The sequence below is a fragment of the uncultured Ruegeria sp. genome, from assembly GCF_947497005.1.
Classification (GTDB): domain Bacteria; phylum Pseudomonadota; class Alphaproteobacteria; order Rhodobacterales; family Rhodobacteraceae; genus Ruegeria.
Genome location: NZ_CANMFF010000003.1, coordinates 302,877 through 322,446 on the forward strand (window position 1 = coordinate 302,877; position 19,570 = coordinate 322,446).

The following is a 19,570-nucleotide window of genomic DNA, read 5'->3' on the forward strand; positions in this document are numbered from 1 at the left end:
ATGGTTGCGATAATTTCATATCCTCTGGCAGGTTTAGCACTCTGTAAAAGAGCAGCGACGCCTCGGTGTCTGCCGACCGTAGTCAATGGCTAGCACAACACGGATCACCCGCCAAGGGGATAGAAAAGTGGATCAGGTGGTGGTCTGGGCCTGCCGTTCGGCCATCCAACTGTCGATCCGCGCGATCTGTTCGGCGCTTAACCGCAGACCCAGCTTGTTGCGACGCCAGACCACGTCTTCGGCTGCTCGGGCATATTCCTTGTCGATCAGCCAGGCAACTTCCTGAGCTGTCAGTGTCGCCCCGAAATCCTCACCCAGATCGGACATCTGCTGTGCGTCCCCAAGGACGTCGTGTGCTTCGGTCCCATAGGCCCTGATCAGTCGTGCGGCCCAAACGGCATTAAGAAACGGATACGCGGCCAAAAGCTTACCGGTCAGGGCTTCAACGGCATCAACCGGAAAGTCACCACCTGGCAAGGCAACACCCGCAGTCCACGGGCCCGGCATGTTCGGGAAGAATTCGCCAACCTTCTCCAGTGCACTTTCCGCGAGCCGACGATAGGTGGTGATCTTGCCGCCGAATACGTTCAATACAGGCGCCCCGCCCTGCGCATCAACTTTCAGAGTGTAATCCCGTGTCGCGGCAGTGGCACTGCTTGCACCGTCATCATAAAGCGGTCGCACGCCGGAATAGGTCCACACCACGTCATCGCGAGTCACAGCACGCTTGAAGTACTTAGAGGCAAAGGCGCACAGGTAATCCTGTTCGGCTTCGGTACAAACCGGTTTGGTGGACGGGTCCGGATGATCCTGATCCGTTGTGCCGATCAGGGTAAAGTCCTGCTCGTACGGTATTGCGAAAATGATGCGACCATCTTCACCCTGAAAGAAATAGCATTTGTCGTGGTCATACAGCCGGGGCGTCACAATGTGGCTGCCCCGAACAAGTCGAACACCCTCGCGTGAATTCACACGGATCTTGGTTTGGATGATGTCCCCTACCCATGGGCCACCGGCGTTGATCAGCATTTTGGCCTGAACCACTTGGGTTTCACCGCTGTCACGATCCCGAATGGACACTTCCCAAAGATCACCAACCCGCTCAGCCGAAATTACCTCGGTTCGCACCATGATTTGCGCGCCGCGTCCTTCGGCGTCACGCGCATTCAGGACCACTAGCCGCGAGTCTTCAATCCAGCAGTCCGAATACTCATAAGCCGTTTCAAACTTGTCCTGCAGAGGGGCACCTTCCGGTGCCGAACGCAGGTTCAACGACGTCGTTCCCGGCAGGATTTTGCGCCCGCCCAGATTGTCATACATGAACAGGCCCAACCGGATCAGCCAGGCCGGGCGCCGCCCCCGCATCCACGGCATGACCGTGCTCAGCAGCCGAGAGGTTGGCGTTTCAGAGTCAAACCGCATATCCTTGTGGTACGGCAGCACAAAGCGCATCGGCCAGCTGATATGTGGCATCGCGCGCAGCAGGGTTTCACGCTCGATCAGGGCCTCGCGCACCAAACGAATTTCGAAGTATTCCAGATATCGCAGCCCACCATGAAACAGCTTTGTCGAAGCTGATGACGTCGCCGAGGCCAGATCATTCATCTCGGCCAGTTTTACCGAAAGGCCTCGTCCGGCAGCATCGCGGGCGATGCCGCAACCGTTGATCCCACCACCGATGATGAAAAGGTCTGTGATCTTTCCGTCTGTCGACTGCATATCCTATGATTCCCGCCAGGCATTGTTACTGGCATTTGCCAGAACCCCATTCGTATCGTCAACGTATTTGTTCGTTTTTTTTCTTTTTTTGCAACGCTGCTATGAAATTTTTACGTGTCACCTTGCAAACCCCACCTAAAAAAACAAAAACGAAAATACGTCTTCTGTTTTGGAACCGACCATGTCCCTGTCCTTTCGCCAATCCGACATTCTTGAAATCGCCAGCTCTGAAGGGCGTGTCACCGTCGACGGGTTAGCCGAACGCTTTGGCGTCACCGTTCAGACAATCCGACGCGACCTGACAGAGCTTGCAGATGCGGGCAAACTGGACCGGGTCCATGGTGGCGCGGTTTTGCGATCAGGCGTCTCAAATATCGGATATGAGGACCGCCGTGCCCTGAACGCTGACGCCAAGATCCGCATCGCGCAGGCTTGCGCGGCTGATATCCCCGATGGCGCGTCAATCTTCCTGAATATCGGAACCTCGACCGAGGCCGTGGCCAAACAATTACTGAATCACAAGAACCTGATGGTGGTGACGAACAATATTAACGTTGCAAACATCCTGATCGAAAACCCCGACTGTGAAATCGTCATGGCCGGTGGGGTCCTGCGTCGAACAGACGGAGGCCTGATTGGAAACCTGACTGTATCGACCATCCGGCAATTCAAGTTCGACCTCGCTGTCATCGGGTGCTCGGCTCTGGACACCGATGGCGATCTTTTGGACTTCGACTTTCAGGAGGTTCAGGTCAGTAAGTCCATTATTGAACAGGCGCGATGCACATCTTTGGTTGCCGATCATTCGAAATTTCAACGCTCGGCCCCGGCGCGAATAGGCTCGATGGCCGAAATCGACACTGTCTATACCGATGCACCTTTACCCGGCAACCTGCCGCACCATTGTCGCGAGTGGCAAACAAACGTCATAATCTGCGACTAGAGGCAGACAGGTTTCAGCGTTTGGGCGAGTTGCGCGGCTTGCCAGATGGGAACCGGCCTGACACTATCATTGATACAAGGAATTGTGCACGGGAGGGGAGAACCGGGCCATGATTGCGCTTTTGTTTGCATTATTTATCGCCACGATGGGGCTCAACTATTTCAACCTGACAAGGATCGGAAACGCGCTGTTTTTCGTCACTTTGGCCTTGTGTGTCTATTGGTTGAAGTTCCACGCAACCACCCAGCTGACAATTCAACTCTGAGGGGCTTGCCATGACATCTGAACTGTCCCGCACCCTCAACGCCATCGGCATGCTGGCCGTTTGCCTTGTCCTGGCGTTGGCGTTTTTCTATCAACTTGTCCTATACGAACTACCCTGCCCGCTTTGCCTGCTGCAGCGCGTTGGCCTGGTCGCGGTCGGTGTAGGGATTGGCTTGAACCTGCTTTACGGTGCGCGCCCGCAACACTATGCCATTATGCTGATCGCAGCCTTGTACGGCGGAAGTGTCTCGATCCGCCAAATTCTGCTGCATATCGTACCTGGAACCGGTCACTACGGCTCTCCTGTTTTTGGACTGCACTACTATACTTGGGCCGGAATCGCCTTTTTCCTTGTTTTGCTGGGCACATCGATCATGCTGCTGTTTGATCGCCAATACGAGGGGTCTTCAGATCAAGAGCCCCGGTTTGGCGGCAATTCTCTGGCCAAAGTCGCTTTTTTCACCATGCTGGCTCTGGCAGTGTTGAATGCGGGTTCGACTTTGTTGGAATGCGGGCCCGGTATCTGCGCTGACCCGCCGACAAGCTACAAGTTGATTGACGAATTGGACGCAGGCAACTGAAGATACCTTAACCTTCCCAAAAAAGGAGGCGCGAGCATGGGACTATTGGGACAGCCGCTTGGCTATTACGACTACCTGACTTTCGTGGCGTTGATTCTGCTATTGGCTGCGGTGATGGCGTTGTTTCTGTTCATCATGGGTCTGCCGGGCCGGATCGCAATCAAACGCAACCATCCCCATGCCGAAGCGGTGAAGATCATGGGATGGATGGGGTTTCTGGCCGTCGTTCCCTGGGTTCATGCCTTTATGTGGGCTTTCCACGATGGAGTTACGGTCGACATTCGCCGTGGCCCTGACGAGGAAAAAGACGCTATTCGAGATGAAATCAAGCGGTTAGGCGGTAAAGTTAAACCGGAATACCAAGGCAGTCTGGACACAGACGACACGCAGCAGGGCTAAGGCCGAAGGAAATTACTACTCATGTTCGTCGCCCTTGGCATCACCCTATTCTACATCATTTTCGTCTGGCTTATTTTCTTCAAGCTGGAATTGCTCAAATTCAACATTGCCTGGGGCATCGTTTCCTTTTGGGTCGGTGCACACCTTCTGCTGATTTTTCTTGTCGCCTTGCGGTTCTTTCAGCCCTTCTCGGCGGACAGCCATGTTGTGCGCTCGACCATACAGATCATCCCCAAGCTGACACAGCCCACGATCCTGACCGAGGTTCTTGTGGAACCAAATACACCGGTCACCAAGGGCGATCCGCTTTACCGCTTTGATGATACGGTGTTTTCACTGGCGGTAGACAATGCGCAGGCGCAGTTGGTCGCGGCTGAGCAGAATGCTAAAATTCTTGATCAGGATGTGATCTCGTCGACTGAGGCTGTTGAACGGGCAAACGCGCAACTGGCCTATGCGCAGACCCAGCAAGCACGGTATGAAAACCTCGTGCCCGCCGGTGGAGCGCGGCAAGACGATCTGGACCGCTGGAACGAGCAGGTGACCGAAGACCTTGCCGCCGTGAAACAGGCCGAGGCAAATCTAGAAAAGGCGCAGCTGGCCGTGGAATCCCAGATAGATGGTGTGAACACGGGTATTCTTCAGGCGCGATCGCAATTGGCCGAGGCCGAGTACTTCCTTGAAAACACAACGATCTATGCGCCTGAAAACGGCATGATCGTTTCGCAACAGGCCCGCCCAGGATTGGTTGTTGGCGATGTTCGGTTGGGCGCGATTGCCAGTTTCGTGACCGAGGACAGCCCTTATATTCTTGCAACCTTCCGCCAACAGAACCTGAAGTTCGTGGAACCCGGCCAAGAGGTCGAGGTGGCGCTGGATCTTTATCCCGGTGAAATCCTGACAGGAAAGGTCGAGGCGATCTGGTGGGCCACGCGGCAAGGGCAATTCATCCCTTCAGGCCGCCTGCCCGGCTTTGAACTGCCCAAACTGCCCGGTCGGATCGCGGTGCAGATCACGGTAGATGTTCCGGAAGAACACACCTTCCCTGCAGGCGGGCATGCTGCGGTGACGATCTATACAGGTCAGGGCAAAAGCTTTGAGTTCCTGAGGCGCATCAACATCCGCCTCTATTCGTTCGCCAACTTCATCCGACCGTTGGATATCTGAGGATGCGCATTATGACACTCCGCCGGTTGCTGGGAACTGCCCTTTGCGCCGCCGCTTTCACGGCCTGCACACCTGTTGGGCCTGATTTCGTGCGCCCAAACTCACCGGTCGTAAAACAGTGGATCGAGGTGAACAGCCCAAGCACAAGTCAAAGTGGCCTGACATCACGCAGCGCACCCGTTGTGAAATGGTGGGAGACGTTCAATGACCGGACCCTCAATAAGCTGATTGCCGAGGCGTACGCCCAGAACCTGACATTGCAGGTCGCAGGCGCCCGGGTTCTGCAAGCCCGGGCACAGCTGGGCATCGCCTTCGGAGAGCTTTACCCGCAGTCGCAGGCCATTGGCGGTTCACTGCAGCGTCGGCAGATCAGCAACAACCTTGGGCCGGTCTCCGATATCAATCGCATCATCCCGCTTGATACCGAATTCTCGACCTCACAAGTCGGTTTCGATGCCCAGTGGGAGTTGGATGTCTGGGGCGCGCAGCGACGTGGCGTTCAGGCGGCTCGATCCAATCTGGCGCTGCAGGTCGCGAACTATGACGACGCTTTGGTGACGCTGACCGGGGATGTGGCGGCTCTTTACGTCAATATCCGCGCGCTGCAGGAATCGCTGGCGGTTGCCCGTGAAAACATCAAGTTACAGCAAGAGTCCGCTGATCTGACCCAGCTGCGTTTTAACAACGGTGTCACCACTGAATTGGATGTTCAGGAATCTACTGCCTTGCTTAACAACACCAAGGCACTGGTGCCCGAACTGGAAAGCGACCTGCAACAAACCAAGAATGCACTGGCGGTGTTGCTTGGCACTACGCCGTCTCGGATGACAAGCTTATTGGGCAATTCAGGTCGCATCCCATCAGCACGGTCCAACATAGCAGTAGGTGTGCCCGCAGAATTGCTGCGCCGACGCCCGGATGTGCGTGCTGCCGAATTGGCTGCCGCCACACAATCGGCGCAGGTTGGCATTGCGCTGGCAGATCTGTATCCGCAGTTCATCCTTTCTGGCGCGATTGGTCTGCAGGCATCGGGTGGACGCGATCTGTTCAGTGGCAACAGCGCAACTGGCCTTGCCAGCGCCGGTGTGGTCTGGAACGTCCTGAACTATGGCCGCATCAAAAACAATGTCCGTGCTCAAGACGCGGCTTATCAGGCACTAATCGCCAATTACCAGAACACGGTGCTGACCGCCTATTCCGAGGTGGAAAGCGCGATGGTTGCCTATGTACAGGCGCGCAAGCAGGTTGGTTTCTATCAGCAAAGTGTCGATGCCTCGCGCAAAGCCGCGCAAATTGCGATCAGCCAATATACTGATGGTATCGCCAGCTATTCGCGAATTCTGAACACTCAAACCGCGCTCCTGCGGTCTCAGGCCAACTTGATTGAAGCGCGACAGCAAGTGTCCAGCAATCTGGTCGCGGTATACAAAGGTCTGGGAGGCGGGTGGCAGATACGCCAAAATCAGGAATTCCTGCCCGAAACGGTTCTGGCTGAAATGGCCTATCGCACCGATTGGGGCGATCTGCTGCAGAAAACCCCGACCCGAGCCAGCCTGAACTGAGCCTACTTTGTCAGTCCGCTCAACCCACCTGAGATCAGAATATTGACCTCATATAGGATGCGTGGCGCAGCCAGCCCGCCGGGGCCGGCCAAATAGTTCGGGCTCCATTCCGGGTCAAATTTCTGTTTGAAGGCACGCAGCCCTTCGAAATGATAGAACTGCTCGCCGTGCTCATAGACAAAACCTCCGATACGGTTCCACAGCGACGCAAGCTGACGGTTCTCGATCCCTGAAAATGGCGCGGCACCCAGCGAGAACCAGTGGAACCCCTGTTCTGATCCCCAGACCATCATTTCGGCGAAAAGCGCATCCATGACAAAGCTAGGGCTTTCCGGCTCATACCGCATCAGATCCAGCGACAGCTCGGATTTGTTGCCACCCTGAAACAAGTTGGCAAAGGCCATGATCTTGCCAGTATTGCCATCGCGCAGAACCGCATGATCAAAGTAAGACAGGTACTGATCGTCAAATCCACCCAGAGCGAAACCCTTTTCGGCACCGGCCTTTTGTGCCAGCCAATGGTCAGAAATCGCGCGCAATTCCGGCAGAACCGGTGCCAATCCTTCTTTCGGGATGATCTCGAACACATACCCCTCACGTTGGGCCCGGTTTTTGGCCTGACGGAACCGCTTGCGCGATTTTCCATCCAGCGAGAAATCTTTCAGAGGCACCCGTGCAACCTCGCCGATTTTCAGGATCGACAGACCGAGATCCAAAAAGGTTGGAAGGTATTTGGTCGAAACGCTGTAGAATGCACACAGCTTCCCTTCGCGATCCGCCATTTCGCGTAGCTGCCAGATCAACTGTTGCCCGGCCGTCTCGTCGCCTATTGGTTCTCCCTTCGATATGACCGCGTTGCCCGTATCAGCGTAAGCTATGAACGCGGTTTCGTCCGGAGAGATCAGGAACTGCTTGTCGCCGGTCAATGATATCTGGGACTCGGTATCCTCACTCTCCATCACCAGTCGTTCCACAACCGCAGGGATTTCGGTGCGTTGGGGCGCTGGTATCTCTCGCCCGAATAGGGAATTTGCAGCGACAATCCCGACGATCACCGCAACAACAAGGCAAGATCGCAGGAAACGCGATGCGTCCCCGTTCCAGGCGAACTCCCACCACAGAGCGTTTTGATATTCGACGTGCGAATATGCGAAGAGTCCGATCCAGAAAATGACCGCCAGCAGTACAACGACACTAATCAACCAAGGGATGTTCAGCCTGAAGATCGATGCACCACTGACCCGGTAGAACGCCCCACGGAACAGAGCCAACAAACCAATTGTGCCCAACATCGAAAGCGCCTCGTGGGTATCTAGCCCTTTGGCAAGAGAGGCAAAGAACCCTGCCGCCATCAACAGCATCGCCACCACCCACGCGCGATAGAGCTTACGGAACAACCCACGCGATACCAACAACAGCAAAACACCTATAGCGCTGCCCGCAAGGTGCGAAGCTTCGACAAAGGACAAGGGCAGAACTTCACGAAGGACGCCAAGGTTCTGGGTGCCCGCGGGCAACGCGCCGGACACCAGAAGGATCACTCCGGCCACCGCCGCAACCCCCGCGGCTACCATGGGAACAATTGGCCGGATGGCCCGGTAGACCCATGTCGCAGCCCCACCTATCCTGTGCCTTTGCGTCAGCGCGGACGCGACCGCAATGGACAGGCTGGCAATACCAAAAGGCAGGAAAGTATAAACCAGGCGATACAGCAACAATGCAGCGATCACATCCGAGCGTCCGGACGCGCCAAGCCCAGCAATCAGCGTTGCTTCAAATACACCGATCCCACCCGGAGCGTGGCTGAGGATACCAACGGCTATGGCGGCAATGTAGACTGTAAAGAAATACGGGTAGCCAACGCCCAGATCGTCCGGCATCAGAACATAGAGCGCCATGGACGCGCCAAACAGATCTCCGATCGCGGCAAGTGTCAGAAGGCTGGCCAGTTTCCCCCCCGGCAAATCAAAGCCGATTCCAGCGATGGCCAAACGCCTGCCGCCGCTGGACAACCATATGAACATGGCAACCAATGCCCCCAACAGGCACAGCCCTATGGCGGTTTCGACGGTCTCGCTGACAGGCATCACTTTGGATATTCCGTCCGGATGCAGGGTCAGCAATAAACCCAGAATCAAGATAAGCCCCATCCAGAACGCGACCCAGGAGGTTGCGATCACCCCTGCCACGCGCCCCAGATCCAACCCAAGAGACGCATAAATTCGATACCGGATGGCAGTTCCGGTAATGTAGGAAAACCCAAGGCAATTTGACACAGCATAGCCACTGGCCCCCGCCATTCCCGCCACAGGTAAAGGCACCTTGCCACCCGCCACACTTTGCACGGCAAACACATCATAGAGCGATAACGAAAAGAAACTGAATGCCGTCCAACACAACGCGAAGAACATCAGCTTCCACGACGTCGACGAGATATCCGTCTGTACATCCGACCATTTCACGTGCGCCGACAAATCATGCAAAACTGTCAGCGCAATTCCGGTAATGAGAACTGGGATTGCTACCCGCAACCAGGGCTTTTCCAGCAAGGTCGTGAGCTTTTCAGCCCAATGCACGGCCAAAGGTTCACCGCCATTCTCCGCATTGGTCATGGTGCACGTCCCCGCCAGTTTCCGATCGCAGATCAAACGCGCGGCTCGCCCGCCCGTCTGTTATCAAGACTTAATTTGCCCTCAAACTCTGGCACATTTTGGTTTCATCTCAAAGCGCTAGAGCCGCCCCTTGCGCGTAGACAGCAGCAGATTCGTCTCTGATCGCGTCACGCCGTCGATTTTTCGGATCTGAAACAGAACTTCGTCCAGTTCAGCCAGGGTTTCGGTGCTGATCTCGGCGATCAGATCCCAACTGCCGTTGGTCGAATGGACTGCCGTAACCTGACGCATGGCTCCGATCCGGGCCATCACCCGCTCTGTCCCGCGCCCTTCAATCTCAAGCATCATCAATCCGCGCACCGGGCTTTGCGCCAGATCGCGGCGCGTCAAAACGGTGAAGCCGACGATTTCACCGGACTGTTTCAGCCGCTGCAACCTGCTGCGCACGGTGGTGCGCGTTACGCCCAGCGATTCTGACAGCTCAGACAAGCTTGCCCGCGCATCCCGCTGCAACGCATTGAGCAGTCGATTATCCAATTCGTCCATAACGTTTTCCCATAAAGGATTTTCTGAAACCATTTTGAGCAATTTGATGACTTCACGCAAGACACTCTGAAAACGTAAATGAACATATGGAACTCAAAGATATCATTCTGGTCGGCGCTCCGATGGACGCCGGAAAACGTCGTCAGGGATGCCGGATGGGCCCTGATGCCTATCGTGTGGCTGGGCTGGAACAGGCGCTCTCGGATCTTGGTCATACCATTCACGACTGGGGCGACGTGCAAGCAGAAAGTGTGGACATCCCCCAACACCCGCACCTGTTCGCCCTGCCCGAATGCGTGGGGTGGACACGAGCTCTTAGCAAAGTTGCGCAAAACGCGGCCCAGCGGGGTGTTCCCATTTTCATGGGGGGGGATCACGCCCTGTCCATGGGCACCGTTGCGGGGATGGCCGCGCATGCTGCACAGGTGGATCGGCCCTTGTTCGTACTATGGCTTGATGCCCACAGCGACTTCCATACGCCAGACAGCACCGGCAGCGGCAATCTGCACGGAACGCCGGTGGCGTATTTTACCGGAAGACCCGGGTTCGAGGCCTTCCCCTCTTTGCCCGCCGTCGTGCCAACAGACCGTATCGGTATGATCGGGTTGCGTTCAGTTGATCCAGCCGAGCGGGCAGCTTTGGAGCAAGACCGCGCGATGCTCGCAGACATGCGCAGCATTGATGAGAACGGGATCAAAGCCCCACTTTTGGCATTCCTTGATCGCGTAAAGGCCGAGAACGCCTTGCTTCATGTCTCGCTGGACGTTGATTTCCTTGATCCGGCAGTGGCGCCCGCCGTGGGAACCACGGTTCCCGGAGGTGCCACGGAGCGCGAAGCCCATCTAGCCATGGAGTTGCTGCATGAAAGCGGACTGGTCAGTTCGCTGGATCTGGTCGAATTGAACCCGTTTCTGGATGAACGCGGTCGCACAGCAAAACTGATGGTCGATCTGGCCGCATCGCTGATGGGGCGCCGTATCTTCGACCGCCCCACCCGGAGTTTCTGATGCTGTCTCTACAAGCACCCTCTGCCGTTGTCATGATCCGGCCGCACGCTTTTGCGTCCAACCCGGAAACACGCGATGACAATGCGTTTCAAACGTTGAGCTCCACGTCTGCCGAGACCACGTCTGAAGCGGCAAGGGATGAGCATGACCGGGCAGTTCTGCAATTGCGCGACGCAGGCGTCACGGTTCATGTCTTTGACGATTTCGGCGACCTCGACACACCTGACAGCGTTTTCCCAAACAACTGGTTTTCCACACATCTAGGTGGTCATGTAGCGATTTACCCTATGTTTGTGCCATCGCGCCGACGCGAGCGGAGATCCGACGTGATTGAGGTACTCAAACAAGAATACCGCGTGCAGGACGTCATAGATTATTCCGGGCTGGAACAAGACGATCTGGCATTGGAAGGGACCGGCGCGATGGTGTTGGATCACGTCACCCGCATCGCCTACACGGTCACGTCCAATCGTGCCGACCCGGTCCTGCTGGAACGGTTCTGCACCCATTTCAACTATGAGCCAATCGCCTTCGAGGCCCGAGACGCGAAAGGCCGGGATGTCTATCACACCAACGTGTTGATGGGTATTGGCACGCATTACGCCTTGATCTGTCTAGATATGATATCGGATCCTGATCGCCGGTTGACCGTTCGCAATCGGTTGGAGGAATCCGGTCGAACCGTCATTGATCTGACACACGGGCAAATCGCCGAGTTCGCTGGCAACGCAATTGAGTTGTCGGGGCGCGACGGGCTGGTGCTGGCCTTGTCCAGCAGAGCACTTGCCGCTCTCACACCAGACCAAATCGCGACAATCCAGGCCAGCGCAACACCTTTGCCACTGTCCGTTCCAACTATTGAAACTGCCGGTGGGTCCGTGCGCTGCATGATCGCAGGCGTCCACCTTGCCCGCCGATAGGAGAGCACTATGCAACCTTCAGACAAGGCCTTGGTGCCTTTCGTTTCCGTCGACAACATGATGCGACTGGTTCACCATGTTGGTGTCGAGCAGATGATCATGCAGATCGCCGCTCAGATCGAAGCTGATTTCAAACGATGGGAAAGCTTCGACAAGACGCCGCGCATTCCGGCACACTCGCCTCATGGTGTAATTGAGCTTATGCCAACTTCGGATGGTGAGGCGTACGGGTTCAAATACGTTAACGGGCACCCCAAGAACACTTCTGAGGGGCTACAGACAGTCACCGCATTTGGCCTGCTGGCGGATGTCTACACGGGCTATCCAACGCTGTTGACCGAAATGACAATGCTGACGGCACTGCGCACAGCGGCAACTTCAGCTCTGGTCGGGCGCTATCTGGCCCCGAAGAATGCCACAACGATGGCCATGATCGGCAATGGCGCGCAATCTGAATTCCAGTGCCTCGCCTTCAAATCAATGTGCGGGATCGACACAGTACGGCTTTATGATACCGACCCGAACGCCACCGCGAAATGTGCCGCCAACCTTCAGGGTAAGGGCTTGGCAGTCATCCCTTGTAAGTCGCCGGAAGACGCCATCGAAGGCGCCCAGATCATCACTACCTGCACAGCTGACAAGAAATACGCCACAATCCTGACCGACAACATGGTTGGGCCTGGTGTCCACATCAACGCCATCGGAGGCGATTGCCCCGGCAAGACCGAGTTGCATCGTGATATCCTGTTACGCTCGGAAATCTTTGTCGAATACCCCGAGCAAACCAGGATCGAAGGCGAGATTCAGGCGCTGGACGCGGATCATCCGGTAACTGAGATGTGGCAGGTCATCACCGGTGCCGCCAATGGACGCACCGATGAGCGGCAGATTACCTTGTTCGACAGCGTTGGCTTCGCGATCGAAGATTTCTCGGCGCTGCGCTATGTCAAACAGGCGATCGAAGGCACTGCATTCTTTGAACCGCTGGACATGTTGGCCGACCCGGACGATCCGCGCGATCTGTTCGGTATGCTGATGCGAGCCAGTTAAGACACGACCAAGAGGGGCTCTGCCCCCGCCGCCCTGCGGGCGCCTCCCCCGAGGTACTTTCAGCCAGATGAAGTATAGGATCCTTTCTTCATCTGGCTTCAAATACCTCGGAGCGCGAGGCAGAGCCTCGCCACTTCGTTACCCAGCAAGCGACGGCAGGTAGAGAACAATGCCGGGGAACGCCACGAGCATTGCGATGGTCAAAGCGTCAGCTATGAAAAAGGGCATGACGCCTTTGAACACGTCCTGCACACTCAGGTCCGGACGCACTCCGGCCACGACAAAACAGTTCAGTCCGATGGGCGGTGTGATCAGGCAGAACTCGGCCATTTTAACCACCAGAATACCAAACCAGATCGCGCACATCGGGCCTGACATTCCAAACGCACTTTCAGCCGCACTGACGGTTTCGCCACCGTTCAGAGCCATCACCGCAGGATAGACAACTGGCAAAGTTAAAAGCAACATTCCGATTGCATCCATGAACATGCCCAACACCGCATAGGCCAGCAGAATACAGACCAAAATCATCATGGGCGACATTTCAAGGCTTGTGATCCAATCTGAAAACGCGCCCGGAAGGTCCGCGAAACCCAGGAAACGTACATAGATCAAAACACCCCAGATGATCGAGAATATCATCGCGGTTAGCTTTGCGGTTTCCAAAAGCGCGGATTTGAACTCGGTCCAACGCATCCCATGGAACAAGGCGAAACAGAACACGATGAAAGCACCGATTGCGCCGCCTTCCGTTGGCGTGCCCCAGGCCTTTTCACCAAAAGGGTTATAAACAAAGCAGATGATGATCAGAATGACAGCGACAATTGGAATGGCGCCAGGAAGCGCGGCAAAACGCTGTTTCCAGGTAAAGCCCTTTACAGGGGGGCCAACGGACTTAAAGATCACCGCAATCCCGACGATCAGCAGACCGTAAACTACGGCAGAAAACGCGCCCGGAATAAATCCGGCCAGCAACAGCTTACCGACATCCTGCTCGACGATAATCGCATAGATTACCAGAATAGCCGAAGGTGGGATCAGTGATGCCAGCGTCCCCCCGGCCGCAACCACGCCGGCTGCAAAGCGTTTGTTATACCCGACCTTCAGCATTTCCGGAATCGCAATGCGAGCGAAGACGGCGGACGTCGCAACCGACGCGCCGGAAACTGCCGCGAAACCAGCGGTGGCGAAGACGGTCGATACCGCGAGCCCGCCGGGAACCCAGGCGACCCATCGTTTGGCGGCCTCGAACAAGGCACGCGTGAGGCCGGCGTAATATGCCAGATACCCGATCAGAATAAAGGTTGGAATCAGACTAAGGGTGTGGGATGCGACCTTGGAATGCGGCACCTGCCCCGCGGTCTTGACGGCCACCGTCACTGCCTTTCCAAATCGATCCGGATCGTAGCCAAACTTGGCCCAGAAAATCCAGGTCAAACCGACAAGCCCGGCCAAACCCGCCGCAAAAGCAACGCGCATGCCTGTCACAACAAGGACCAGCAGACCGCCCGTGACCCAGAGGCCAATCTCAATCGTGTCCATGTATCAGTCCTGCCCTTCGAACTGCTCGGCCTCGGCCGCTGCCTGTTCCGCCGCATCCTGTATCAATGGCACGGCCGCCGGAGTGTCCAGACCGAGCCAGAACGCCCGGCCATACCCCCAAACCTGTAGTGCAAGTCGAAGGCACAGGACGGAAAACGCAACAGGCACCAGAAGTTTTGCAGGCCAAAGGGGAATGCCGATATCAATAGAACTGTCCCTGCTCCACATTGGTGCGCCAATATCAAAGGACCGGTCGAAATGCGACCAGCTGCCCCAAACCAGTGCCAGCATCAGAAAGAGGATCAAAACAACCGAAATCAGTTCGAACAACCACAGCGCCCGTCCGCGCAGGCGGGAAATAACGATATCCATCCGAATGTGACCGCCGTCGCGCTGAACATATGAAATGCCAAGAAAGGCGATGAGCGGCATCGCTTGCTCAATCCAGTCGACATATCCCGGCAAGGGCGCATTCACGGCGTTGCGCCCACTGACGGAAATGACGGCCAGGACCATCAATCCAAACACGGCCAAACCGCTGATGAACGCCAGAAATCGCTCCAGCTTCAACAAATGCTGGTCCAGCTGGCTGAGACGGCTGCCGTCTACCAGCACCGTGGCCTGTCCTGCCATTCCGGTGTTTCCTTATTGTTTGATGCCGGGTGCCTGGATGGCACCCGGATACCCAGGATCAGTTGCCACCGCGTTGCTGTTTCAGCGTCACCTGCACAAGATCATAAAGATCCTGAGCTGGCAGGCCCTGTGCTGTCATGTCCGCAATCCACTTTTCGCGAATGGGATCAGCCGCCTTGGTGCGGAACTCGTCAATCACGGCCTCATCGATATTGACCTTCTGGACGCCCTTTTCTTCCAGAACGCTGTCCCACTGCTCGAGCAACCCGCCGTAGTTCGCCAGATAGTGATCAATCGCCTCATTGATCGAACTGTTCAGCGCCTCGCGGTGTTCGGCTGGCAAGGCTTCATAGGCTTCAATGTTGACAACAACCGGGCAGTTAACTGTTCCGGGATTCAGGTTTGCAGTCCACCAATCAGCCTCGTTGATCGTCCCAAAAGACAAGTGTGCGTGCTGGGCGAAGGCCACGGTGTCGACGACACCCGATTCCATCGCGTTGAAAGCTTCGGTCGCGGGAACCGAGGTGGGAACCCCTCCGACGGCCTCGAAGGCTTGCCCAAGGCCGCCAGTTGCCCTGACCCGCATTCCATCAAAATCGGCCAGTTCATCCCGCGGCTCGCCGGTGCCGACAATATTATACTGCGGCATCGGTGAGGTCATGATGATGCGCGCGTTCCATTGGGCCATCTCGTCCTTGACTGCAGGATGTTCATACACCGCATGGCTGACCGCAACCTCTTCCTGCAAATTGTTCACACCCAGGAATGGCAGCTCCAAAACGGTAATTGCCCGGTTCTTGTCGCGGTGATAGCCCGCGCAGAACTGAGCCATCTCAAAGGCGCCAATCTCGATGCCGTCCAGATTTTCACGTGGCTTGGACAATCCGCCATAGCTGACATTGATGGTGAACTCGCCACCCGTCTTTTCGCTGACGAGTTCAGCCAGTTTTTCAACATGTTCAGTAAAGGCGCGGCGCTTACCCCAGACGGATGCATTCCATTCAGTTGCAGCTGCTTCGGTGACGAAGGCAACGCCAAGGGCGGCGACGGCAGCACCGCTCAACATCTTTTTCATAGTGATTTCTCCCTTTGGTGCGCCCCTTCCCGAGGCGCTTGTCGATCAAGCTAGCGCCAACATTCGATTGTGCCAACCCTGACCGGGATTTCCGCAGGTAACAGAACAAGTCGCGAAAGGACCCGTGAAGACTGATCGAATTATGATCGGCGAGTCTTAGCCTGCGTATTCGGCACACCATGTGCAAACGTTTCGTTACATACAACCGTCTGTTTTGGAGTATTTTTATGAAGTACTTTCATGTTTGTTTACAGTTCCAATCGAAAATCAGAAATTTCTTTACAAATAAATTCAAGGATTACCGCAATTTATTTATTTATTTTCTGAACCCGGTAATATTCAAACTTGGGGAGGAACGGGATCGACTTTGCCAGAACGACCGGCAAAAAATGTCCCAAAGCAATCCAGTCCAGAGGGAGGAGCCTCAAAGATGACCACCGCTGCCCAGGCAGATGCCAAGACATATCCGCCATCCGCAGAAACCGTCGCCCGTGCACATGTCGATGCCGGAAAATATTCCGACATGTATGCCGCCTCGATCAATGACCCCGATGCATTCTGGGGCGAGCAGGGAAAGCGCGTCGACTGGATCAAGCCCTTTACTAACGTCAAGGACGTCAATTATGACTTCGGCTCGGTCAAGATTAACTGGTATGCCGATGGCACGCTGAATGTCTCGGCCAACTGCTTGGATCGCCACCTGAAAACCCGCGGTGACCAGACGGCAATCATCTGGGAACCGGATGATCCGAACGACGCGGCCCAGCACATCTCGTACGCCGAACTGCAACGCCGCACCTGCCGGATGGCCAACATTCTGGAATCCCTAGGCGTGCGCAAAGGCGACCGCGTCGTCATCTATCTGCCAATGATCCCCGAAGCCGCATACGCCATGCTGGCGTGTGCGCGGATCGGAGCAATTCACTCCATCGTTTTCGCGGGTTTCTCGCCCGATGCCCTGGCTGCCCGGATCAATGGGTGCGACGCCAAGGTCGTTATCACTGCAGACGAAGCACCGCGCGGGGGTCGCAAGACACCATTGAAGTCAAACGCGGACGCGGCACTGTTGCACTGCAAGGACACAGTGAAATGCCTGGTGGTCAAACGAACCGGCGGTCAGACCACATGGATAGACGGTCGCGATTTTGACTATAACGAAATGGCGCTTGAGGCGGATGACTATTGCGCGCCTGCCGAGATGAACGCCGAAGACCCGCTGTTCATCCTGTACACTTCGGGCTCGACCGGACAACCCAAAGGTGTTGTTCACACCACCGGGGGGTATCTGGTTTATGCCGCGATGACGCATGAAGTCACCTTCGATTACCACGAAGGGGATGTGTACTGGTGTACGGCTGACGTGGGCTGGGTCACTGGCCACAGCTATATCGTCTATGGCCCGCTGGCCAACGGTGCGACCACGTTGATGTTCGAAGGTGTGCCGACCTACCCCGACGCTTCGCGTTTCTGGCAGGTTTGCGAAAAGCACAAGGTAAACCAGTTCTATACCGCCCCGACCGCATTGCGCGCTCTCATGGGGCAAGGCAACGAATGGGTCGAAAAATGCGATCTGAGCGATCTGCGGACGCTGGGCACAGTTGGTGAGCCGATCAACCCCGAGGCCTGGAATTGGTACAATGAGGTTGTCGGCGGCGGCCGTTGCCCCATCGTCGACACTTGGTGGCAAACCGAAACCGGTGGTCACCTGATGACCCCCCTGCCCGGCGCGCATGCGATGAAGCCCGGATCGGCCATGAAACCCTTCTTTGGTATCGAACCGGTGGTTTTGGACCCTCAATCCGGTGTCGAGATCGAAGGTGACGGTGTCGAAGGCGTGCTGTGTATCAAAGACAGTTGGCCCGGCCAGATGCGCACTGTCTGGGGTGATCATGAGCGGTTTGAGAAGACCTATTTCTCGGACTACAAAGGCTATTATTTTACCGGTGACGGTTGCCGTCGCGATGAGGATGGCGATTACTGGATTACGGGTCGTGTGGATGACGTGATCAACGTGTCCGGTCACCGCATGGGCACCGCTGAAGTGGAGAGCGCGCTGGTTGCGCATGCCGCCGTGGCCGAGGCCGCTGTGGTAGGCTATCCCCATGATATCAAAGGACAAGGCATCTATTGTTATGTCACTTTGATGAATGATCGCGAGCCTTCGGATGAGTTGCTGAAAGAGCTGCGCACATGGGTTCGGACGGAAATTGGCCCAATCGCCAGCCCTGACGTAATTCAGTGGGCGCCAGGCTTGCCCAAGACCCGCTCGGGAAAAATCATGCGTCGTATCCTGCGCAAGATTGCCGAGAACGACTTTGGTTCGTTGGGTGACACTTCGACACTGGCCGATCCTTCGGTTGTCGAAGACCTGATCGAAAACCGGGCAAGCAAGTGAGGATGTGATGGACGTTGCCACAATCACCACACCCGCCGTTCTCATCCTTCTCGGCCCTCCGGGTGCCGGGAAGGGCACGCAGGCCCGGATGCTGGAAGATAAGTTCGGGCTTGTGCAACTCAGCACGGGTGACCTGCTGCGCGAAGCTGTCGCCGCAGGCACCGAAGCAGGTCTGGCCGCCAAGGCCGTGATGGAAGCCGGTGATCTGGTCAGCGACGAAATCGTCATCGCCATCCTGCGCGACCGCATGGCTCAATCGGATTGCGCCAAAGGTGTCATTCTGGATGGTTTTCCTCGCACAACCGTTCAGGCCGAAGCGCTGGATGGCCTGCTGGCCTCCAATGGCCAGAAGATCAATGCCGCGATCAGTCTCGAAGTAGAGGACGCCGAAATGGTGATCCGCATCTCAGGTCGCTACACCTGTGCGGGCTGCGGCGAAGGGTATCATGACCAGTTCAAGATCCCGGCCGAAGAGGGAAAGTGCGACAAGTGTGGTCACACCGAGTTCAAGCGCCGTGCCGATGACAATGCAGAAACTGTCGCATCTCGCCTTCAGGCGTATCACGCGCAGACCGCGCCGCTGATCACCTATTACGACGGTCAGGGCGTTTTGAAACGCACCAACGCCATGGGCAAGATCGAACATATCGCCAGCGATCTCGAAAGGATCGTTAGCGAAACAATGAATTAGGGGAGGAGAAAAGCCACAAGGCTTTGATCCCAAACAGAATACTTCAATGGACCGCCTTGGCGGACTAGGGAAGTTTTGCCTGATGCCATGAGGCATTGGGCGCAATCGAGAAGCGGCCCGCGGCACTGGAGGAGTTGGGCACGGGCCGCCCAACGAGGAAGCGAAGGAGGAACCCGCAATGGCGGATCAATCTACAAACTCCGCGCAGACTGCCGAAGCCGACAAGGGCTATTGGCAGGCTAACCTGCGCCTCATCTACATCAGCCTCGCGATCTGGGCGCTGGTGTCTTTTGGATTCGGCATTCTGCTACGTCCGATGCTGTCGGGGATCGCCGTTGGCGGAACCGATCTGGGCTTTTGGTTCGCTCAGCAGGGATCGATTCTGGTCTTTCTGGTGCTGATCTTCAACTACGCCTGGCGCATGAACAAGCTGGACGCCGAATACGGTGTTGAGGAGTAAGCCA

The 19,570-nt window shown here is 56.2% G+C and carries 18 protein-coding genes; 12 read left to right on the forward strand and 6 right to left on the reverse strand.

The window, feature by feature from the left end; all coding sequences use genetic code 11:
* Nucleotides 1-132 precede the first annotated feature (132 nt).
* Nucleotides 133-1,719 carry a glycerol-3-phosphate dehydrogenase gene (gene glpD / locus Q0816_RS06285; protein WP_298848693.1) on the reverse strand — a complete coding sequence of 529 codons (1,587 nt, stop codon included), beginning with the start codon at nucleotides 1,717-1,719 and terminating at the stop codon, nucleotides 133-135.
* A gap of 181 nt (nucleotides 1,720-1,900) precedes the next feature.
* Between glpD and Q0816_RS06290 the strand changes: the two genes are divergently transcribed.
* From Q0816_RS06290 to Q0816_RS06315, 6 genes are all read left to right on the forward strand, one after another.
* Nucleotides 1,901-2,662, forward strand: coding sequence for a DeoR/GlpR family DNA-binding transcription regulator (locus tag Q0816_RS06290; protein WP_298848695.1), 762 nt, complete (start codon nucleotides 1,901-1,903; stop codon nucleotides 2,660-2,662).
* A gap of 109 nt (nucleotides 2,663-2,771) precedes the next feature.
* Nucleotides 2,772-2,927, forward strand: coding sequence for a DUF5993 family protein (locus Q0816_RS06295; RefSeq protein WP_298848697.1), 156 nt, complete (start codon nucleotides 2,772-2,774; stop codon nucleotides 2,925-2,927).
* A 10-nt stretch (nucleotides 2,928-2,937) separates the two neighbouring features.
* Nucleotides 2,938-3,507 carry a disulfide bond formation protein B gene (locus Q0816_RS06300; protein ID WP_298848698.1) on the forward strand — a complete coding sequence of 190 codons (570 nt, stop codon included), beginning with the start codon at nucleotides 2,938-2,940 and terminating at the stop codon, nucleotides 3,505-3,507.
* A gap of 36 nt (nucleotides 3,508-3,543) precedes the next feature.
* Nucleotides 3,544-3,906: a DUF3302 domain-containing protein gene (locus tag Q0816_RS06305; RefSeq protein WP_298848700.1), complete on the forward strand. Its 363-nt coding sequence runs from the start codon at nucleotides 3,544-3,546 to the stop codon at nucleotides 3,904-3,906.
* A gap of 21 nt (nucleotides 3,907-3,927) precedes the next feature.
* On the forward strand, nucleotides 3,928-5,073 hold the full coding sequence (locus Q0816_RS06310) for an HlyD family secretion protein (RefSeq protein ID WP_298848702.1): 1,146 nt from the start codon (nucleotides 3,928-3,930) through the stop codon (nucleotides 5,071-5,073).
* A gap of 11 nt (nucleotides 5,074-5,084) precedes the next feature.
* Nucleotides 5,085-6,635 carry an efflux transporter outer membrane subunit gene (locus Q0816_RS06315; protein ID WP_298848703.1) on the forward strand — a complete coding sequence of 517 codons (1,551 nt, stop codon included), beginning with the start codon at nucleotides 5,085-5,087 and terminating at the stop codon, nucleotides 6,633-6,635.
* Nucleotides 6,636-6,637: 2 nt separating this feature from the next.
* On the opposite strand, the gene mprF is transcribed toward Q0816_RS06315, so the two are convergent.
* Nucleotides 6,638-9,247: a bifunctional lysylphosphatidylglycerol flippase/synthetase MprF gene (gene mprF, locus Q0816_RS06320; RefSeq protein WP_298848705.1), complete on the reverse strand. Its 2,610-nt coding sequence runs from the start codon at nucleotides 9,245-9,247 to the stop codon at nucleotides 6,638-6,640.
* Between the two features lie 117 nt (nucleotides 9,248-9,364).
* Nucleotides 9,365-9,793 (reverse strand): Lrp/AsnC family transcriptional regulator, encoded by a 429-nt coding sequence (locus Q0816_RS06325; RefSeq protein WP_298848707.1) that lies wholly within the window; start codon nucleotides 9,791-9,793, stop codon nucleotides 9,365-9,367.
* Nucleotides 9,794-9,879: 86 nt separating this feature from the next.
* Between Q0816_RS06325 and rocF the strand changes: the two genes are divergently transcribed.
* Genes rocF through Q0816_RS06340 form a run of 3 tightly spaced genes read left to right on the forward strand, consistent with a single transcriptional unit; the run spans nucleotide 9,880 to nucleotide 12,770 of the window.
* The gene (gene rocF, locus Q0816_RS06330; protein ID WP_298848709.1) at nucleotides 9,880-10,800 is read left to right on the forward strand and encodes an arginase; all 921 of its coding nucleotides are present in this window, start codon (nucleotides 9,880-9,882) and stop codon (nucleotides 10,798-10,800) included.
* Nucleotides 10,800-11,720: a citrulline utilization hydrolase CtlX gene (gene ctlX, locus Q0816_RS06335; protein ID WP_298848711.1), complete on the forward strand. Its 921-nt coding sequence runs from the start codon at nucleotides 10,800-10,802 to the stop codon at nucleotides 11,718-11,720. The genes rocF and ctlX overlap by 1 nt, the downstream gene beginning before the upstream one ends.
* Nucleotides 11,721-11,729: 9 nt before the next feature.
* Nucleotides 11,730-12,770 carry an ornithine cyclodeaminase gene (locus Q0816_RS06340; protein WP_298848713.1) on the forward strand — a complete coding sequence of 347 codons (1,041 nt, stop codon included), beginning with the start codon at nucleotides 11,730-11,732 and terminating at the stop codon, nucleotides 12,768-12,770.
* Nucleotides 12,771-12,908: 138 nt separating this feature from the next.
* Here the strand turns inward: Q0816_RS06340 and Q0816_RS06345 are convergent, their stop codons facing one another.
* Genes Q0816_RS06345 through Q0816_RS06355 form a run of 3 tightly spaced genes read right to left on the reverse strand, consistent with a single transcriptional unit; the run spans nucleotide 12,909 to nucleotide 16,020 of the window.
* Complete coding sequence (locus Q0816_RS06345; RefSeq protein ID WP_298848715.1) at nucleotides 12,909-14,312, reverse strand: TRAP transporter large permease; 1,404 nt, start codon at nucleotides 14,310-14,312, stop codon at nucleotides 12,909-12,911.
* Between the two features lie 3 nt (nucleotides 14,313-14,315).
* On the reverse strand, nucleotides 14,316-14,945 hold the full coding sequence (locus tag Q0816_RS06350) for a TRAP transporter small permease subunit (protein WP_298848717.1): 630 nt from the start codon (nucleotides 14,943-14,945) through the stop codon (nucleotides 14,316-14,318).
* A gap of 58 nt (nucleotides 14,946-15,003) precedes the next feature.
* The gene (locus tag Q0816_RS06355; RefSeq protein ID WP_298848718.1) at nucleotides 15,004-16,020 is read right to left on the reverse strand and encodes a C4-dicarboxylate TRAP transporter substrate-binding protein; all 1,017 of its coding nucleotides are present in this window, start codon (nucleotides 16,018-16,020) and stop codon (nucleotides 15,004-15,006) included.
* A 430-nt stretch (nucleotides 16,021-16,450) separates the two neighbouring features.
* On the opposite strand from Q0816_RS06355, the gene acs reads away from it, so the two are divergent.
* The 3 genes from acs (at nucleotide 16,451) to Q0816_RS06370 (ending at nucleotide 19,566) form a co-directional block, all read left to right on the forward strand.
* Complete coding sequence (gene acs, locus Q0816_RS06360; RefSeq protein WP_298848719.1) at nucleotides 16,451-18,415, forward strand: acetate--CoA ligase; 1,965 nt, start codon at nucleotides 16,451-16,453, stop codon at nucleotides 18,413-18,415.
* Nucleotides 18,416-18,422: 7 nt separating this feature from the next.
* Nucleotides 18,423-19,106 carry an adenylate kinase gene (locus tag Q0816_RS06365; protein ID WP_298848720.1) on the forward strand — a complete coding sequence of 228 codons (684 nt, stop codon included), beginning with the start codon at nucleotides 18,423-18,425 and terminating at the stop codon, nucleotides 19,104-19,106.
* A 178-nt stretch (nucleotides 19,107-19,284) separates the two neighbouring features.
* Entirely contained in the window at nucleotides 19,285-19,566 is a 282-nt protein-coding gene (locus Q0816_RS06370; RefSeq protein WP_298848721.1) for a DUF4212 domain-containing protein, read from the forward strand.
* Nucleotides 19,567-19,570 lie beyond the last annotated feature (4 nt).

Coding starts and splice junctions, on each gene's coding strand:
- glpD (WP_298848693.1), bottom strand. CDS start 1,719: ATGCAGTCGACAGACGGAAAGATCACAGACCTTTTCATCATCGGTGGT.
- Q0816_RS06290 (WP_298848695.1), top strand. CDS start 1,901: ATGTCCCTGTCCTTTCGCCAATCCGACATTCTTGAAATCGCCAGCTCT.
- Q0816_RS06295 (WP_298848697.1), top strand. CDS start 2,772: ATGATTGCGCTTTTGTTTGCATTATTTATCGCCACGATGGGGCTCAAC.
- Q0816_RS06300 (WP_298848698.1), top strand. CDS start 2,938: ATGACATCTGAACTGTCCCGCACCCTCAACGCCATCGGCATGCTGGCC.
- Q0816_RS06305 (WP_298848700.1), top strand. CDS start 3,544: ATGGGACTATTGGGACAGCCGCTTGGCTATTACGACTACCTGACTTTC.
- Q0816_RS06310 (WP_298848702.1), top strand. CDS start 3,928: ATGTTCGTCGCCCTTGGCATCACCCTATTCTACATCATTTTCGTCTGG.
- Q0816_RS06315 (WP_298848703.1), top strand. CDS start 5,085: ATGACACTCCGCCGGTTGCTGGGAACTGCCCTTTGCGCCGCCGCTTTC.
- mprF (WP_298848705.1), bottom strand. CDS start 9,247: ATGACCAATGCGGAGAATGGCGGTGAACCTTTGGCCGTGCATTGGGCT.
- Q0816_RS06325 (WP_298848707.1), bottom strand. CDS start 9,793: ATGGACGAATTGGATAATCGACTGCTCAATGCGTTGCAGCGGGATGCG.
- rocF (WP_298848709.1), top strand. CDS start 9,880: ATGGAACTCAAAGATATCATTCTGGTCGGCGCTCCGATGGACGCCGGA.
- ctlX (WP_298848711.1), top strand. CDS start 10,800: ATGCTGTCTCTACAAGCACCCTCTGCCGTTGTCATGATCCGGCCGCAC.
- Q0816_RS06340 (WP_298848713.1), top strand. CDS start 11,730: ATGCAACCTTCAGACAAGGCCTTGGTGCCTTTCGTTTCCGTCGACAAC.
- Q0816_RS06345 (WP_298848715.1), bottom strand. CDS start 14,312: ATGGACACGATTGAGATTGGCCTCTGGGTCACGGGCGGTCTGCTGGTC.
- Q0816_RS06350 (WP_298848717.1), bottom strand. CDS start 14,945: ATGGCAGGACAGGCCACGGTGCTGGTAGACGGCAGCCGTCTCAGCCAG.
- Q0816_RS06355 (WP_298848718.1), bottom strand. CDS start 16,020: ATGAAAAAGATGTTGAGCGGTGCTGCCGTCGCCGCCCTTGGCGTTGCC.
- acs (WP_298848719.1), top strand. CDS start 16,451: ATGACCACCGCTGCCCAGGCAGATGCCAAGACATATCCGCCATCCGCA.
- Q0816_RS06365 (WP_298848720.1), top strand. CDS start 18,423: ATGGACGTTGCCACAATCACCACACCCGCCGTTCTCATCCTTCTCGGC.
- Q0816_RS06370 (WP_298848721.1), top strand. CDS start 19,285: ATGGCGGATCAATCTACAAACTCCGCGCAGACTGCCGAAGCCGACAAG.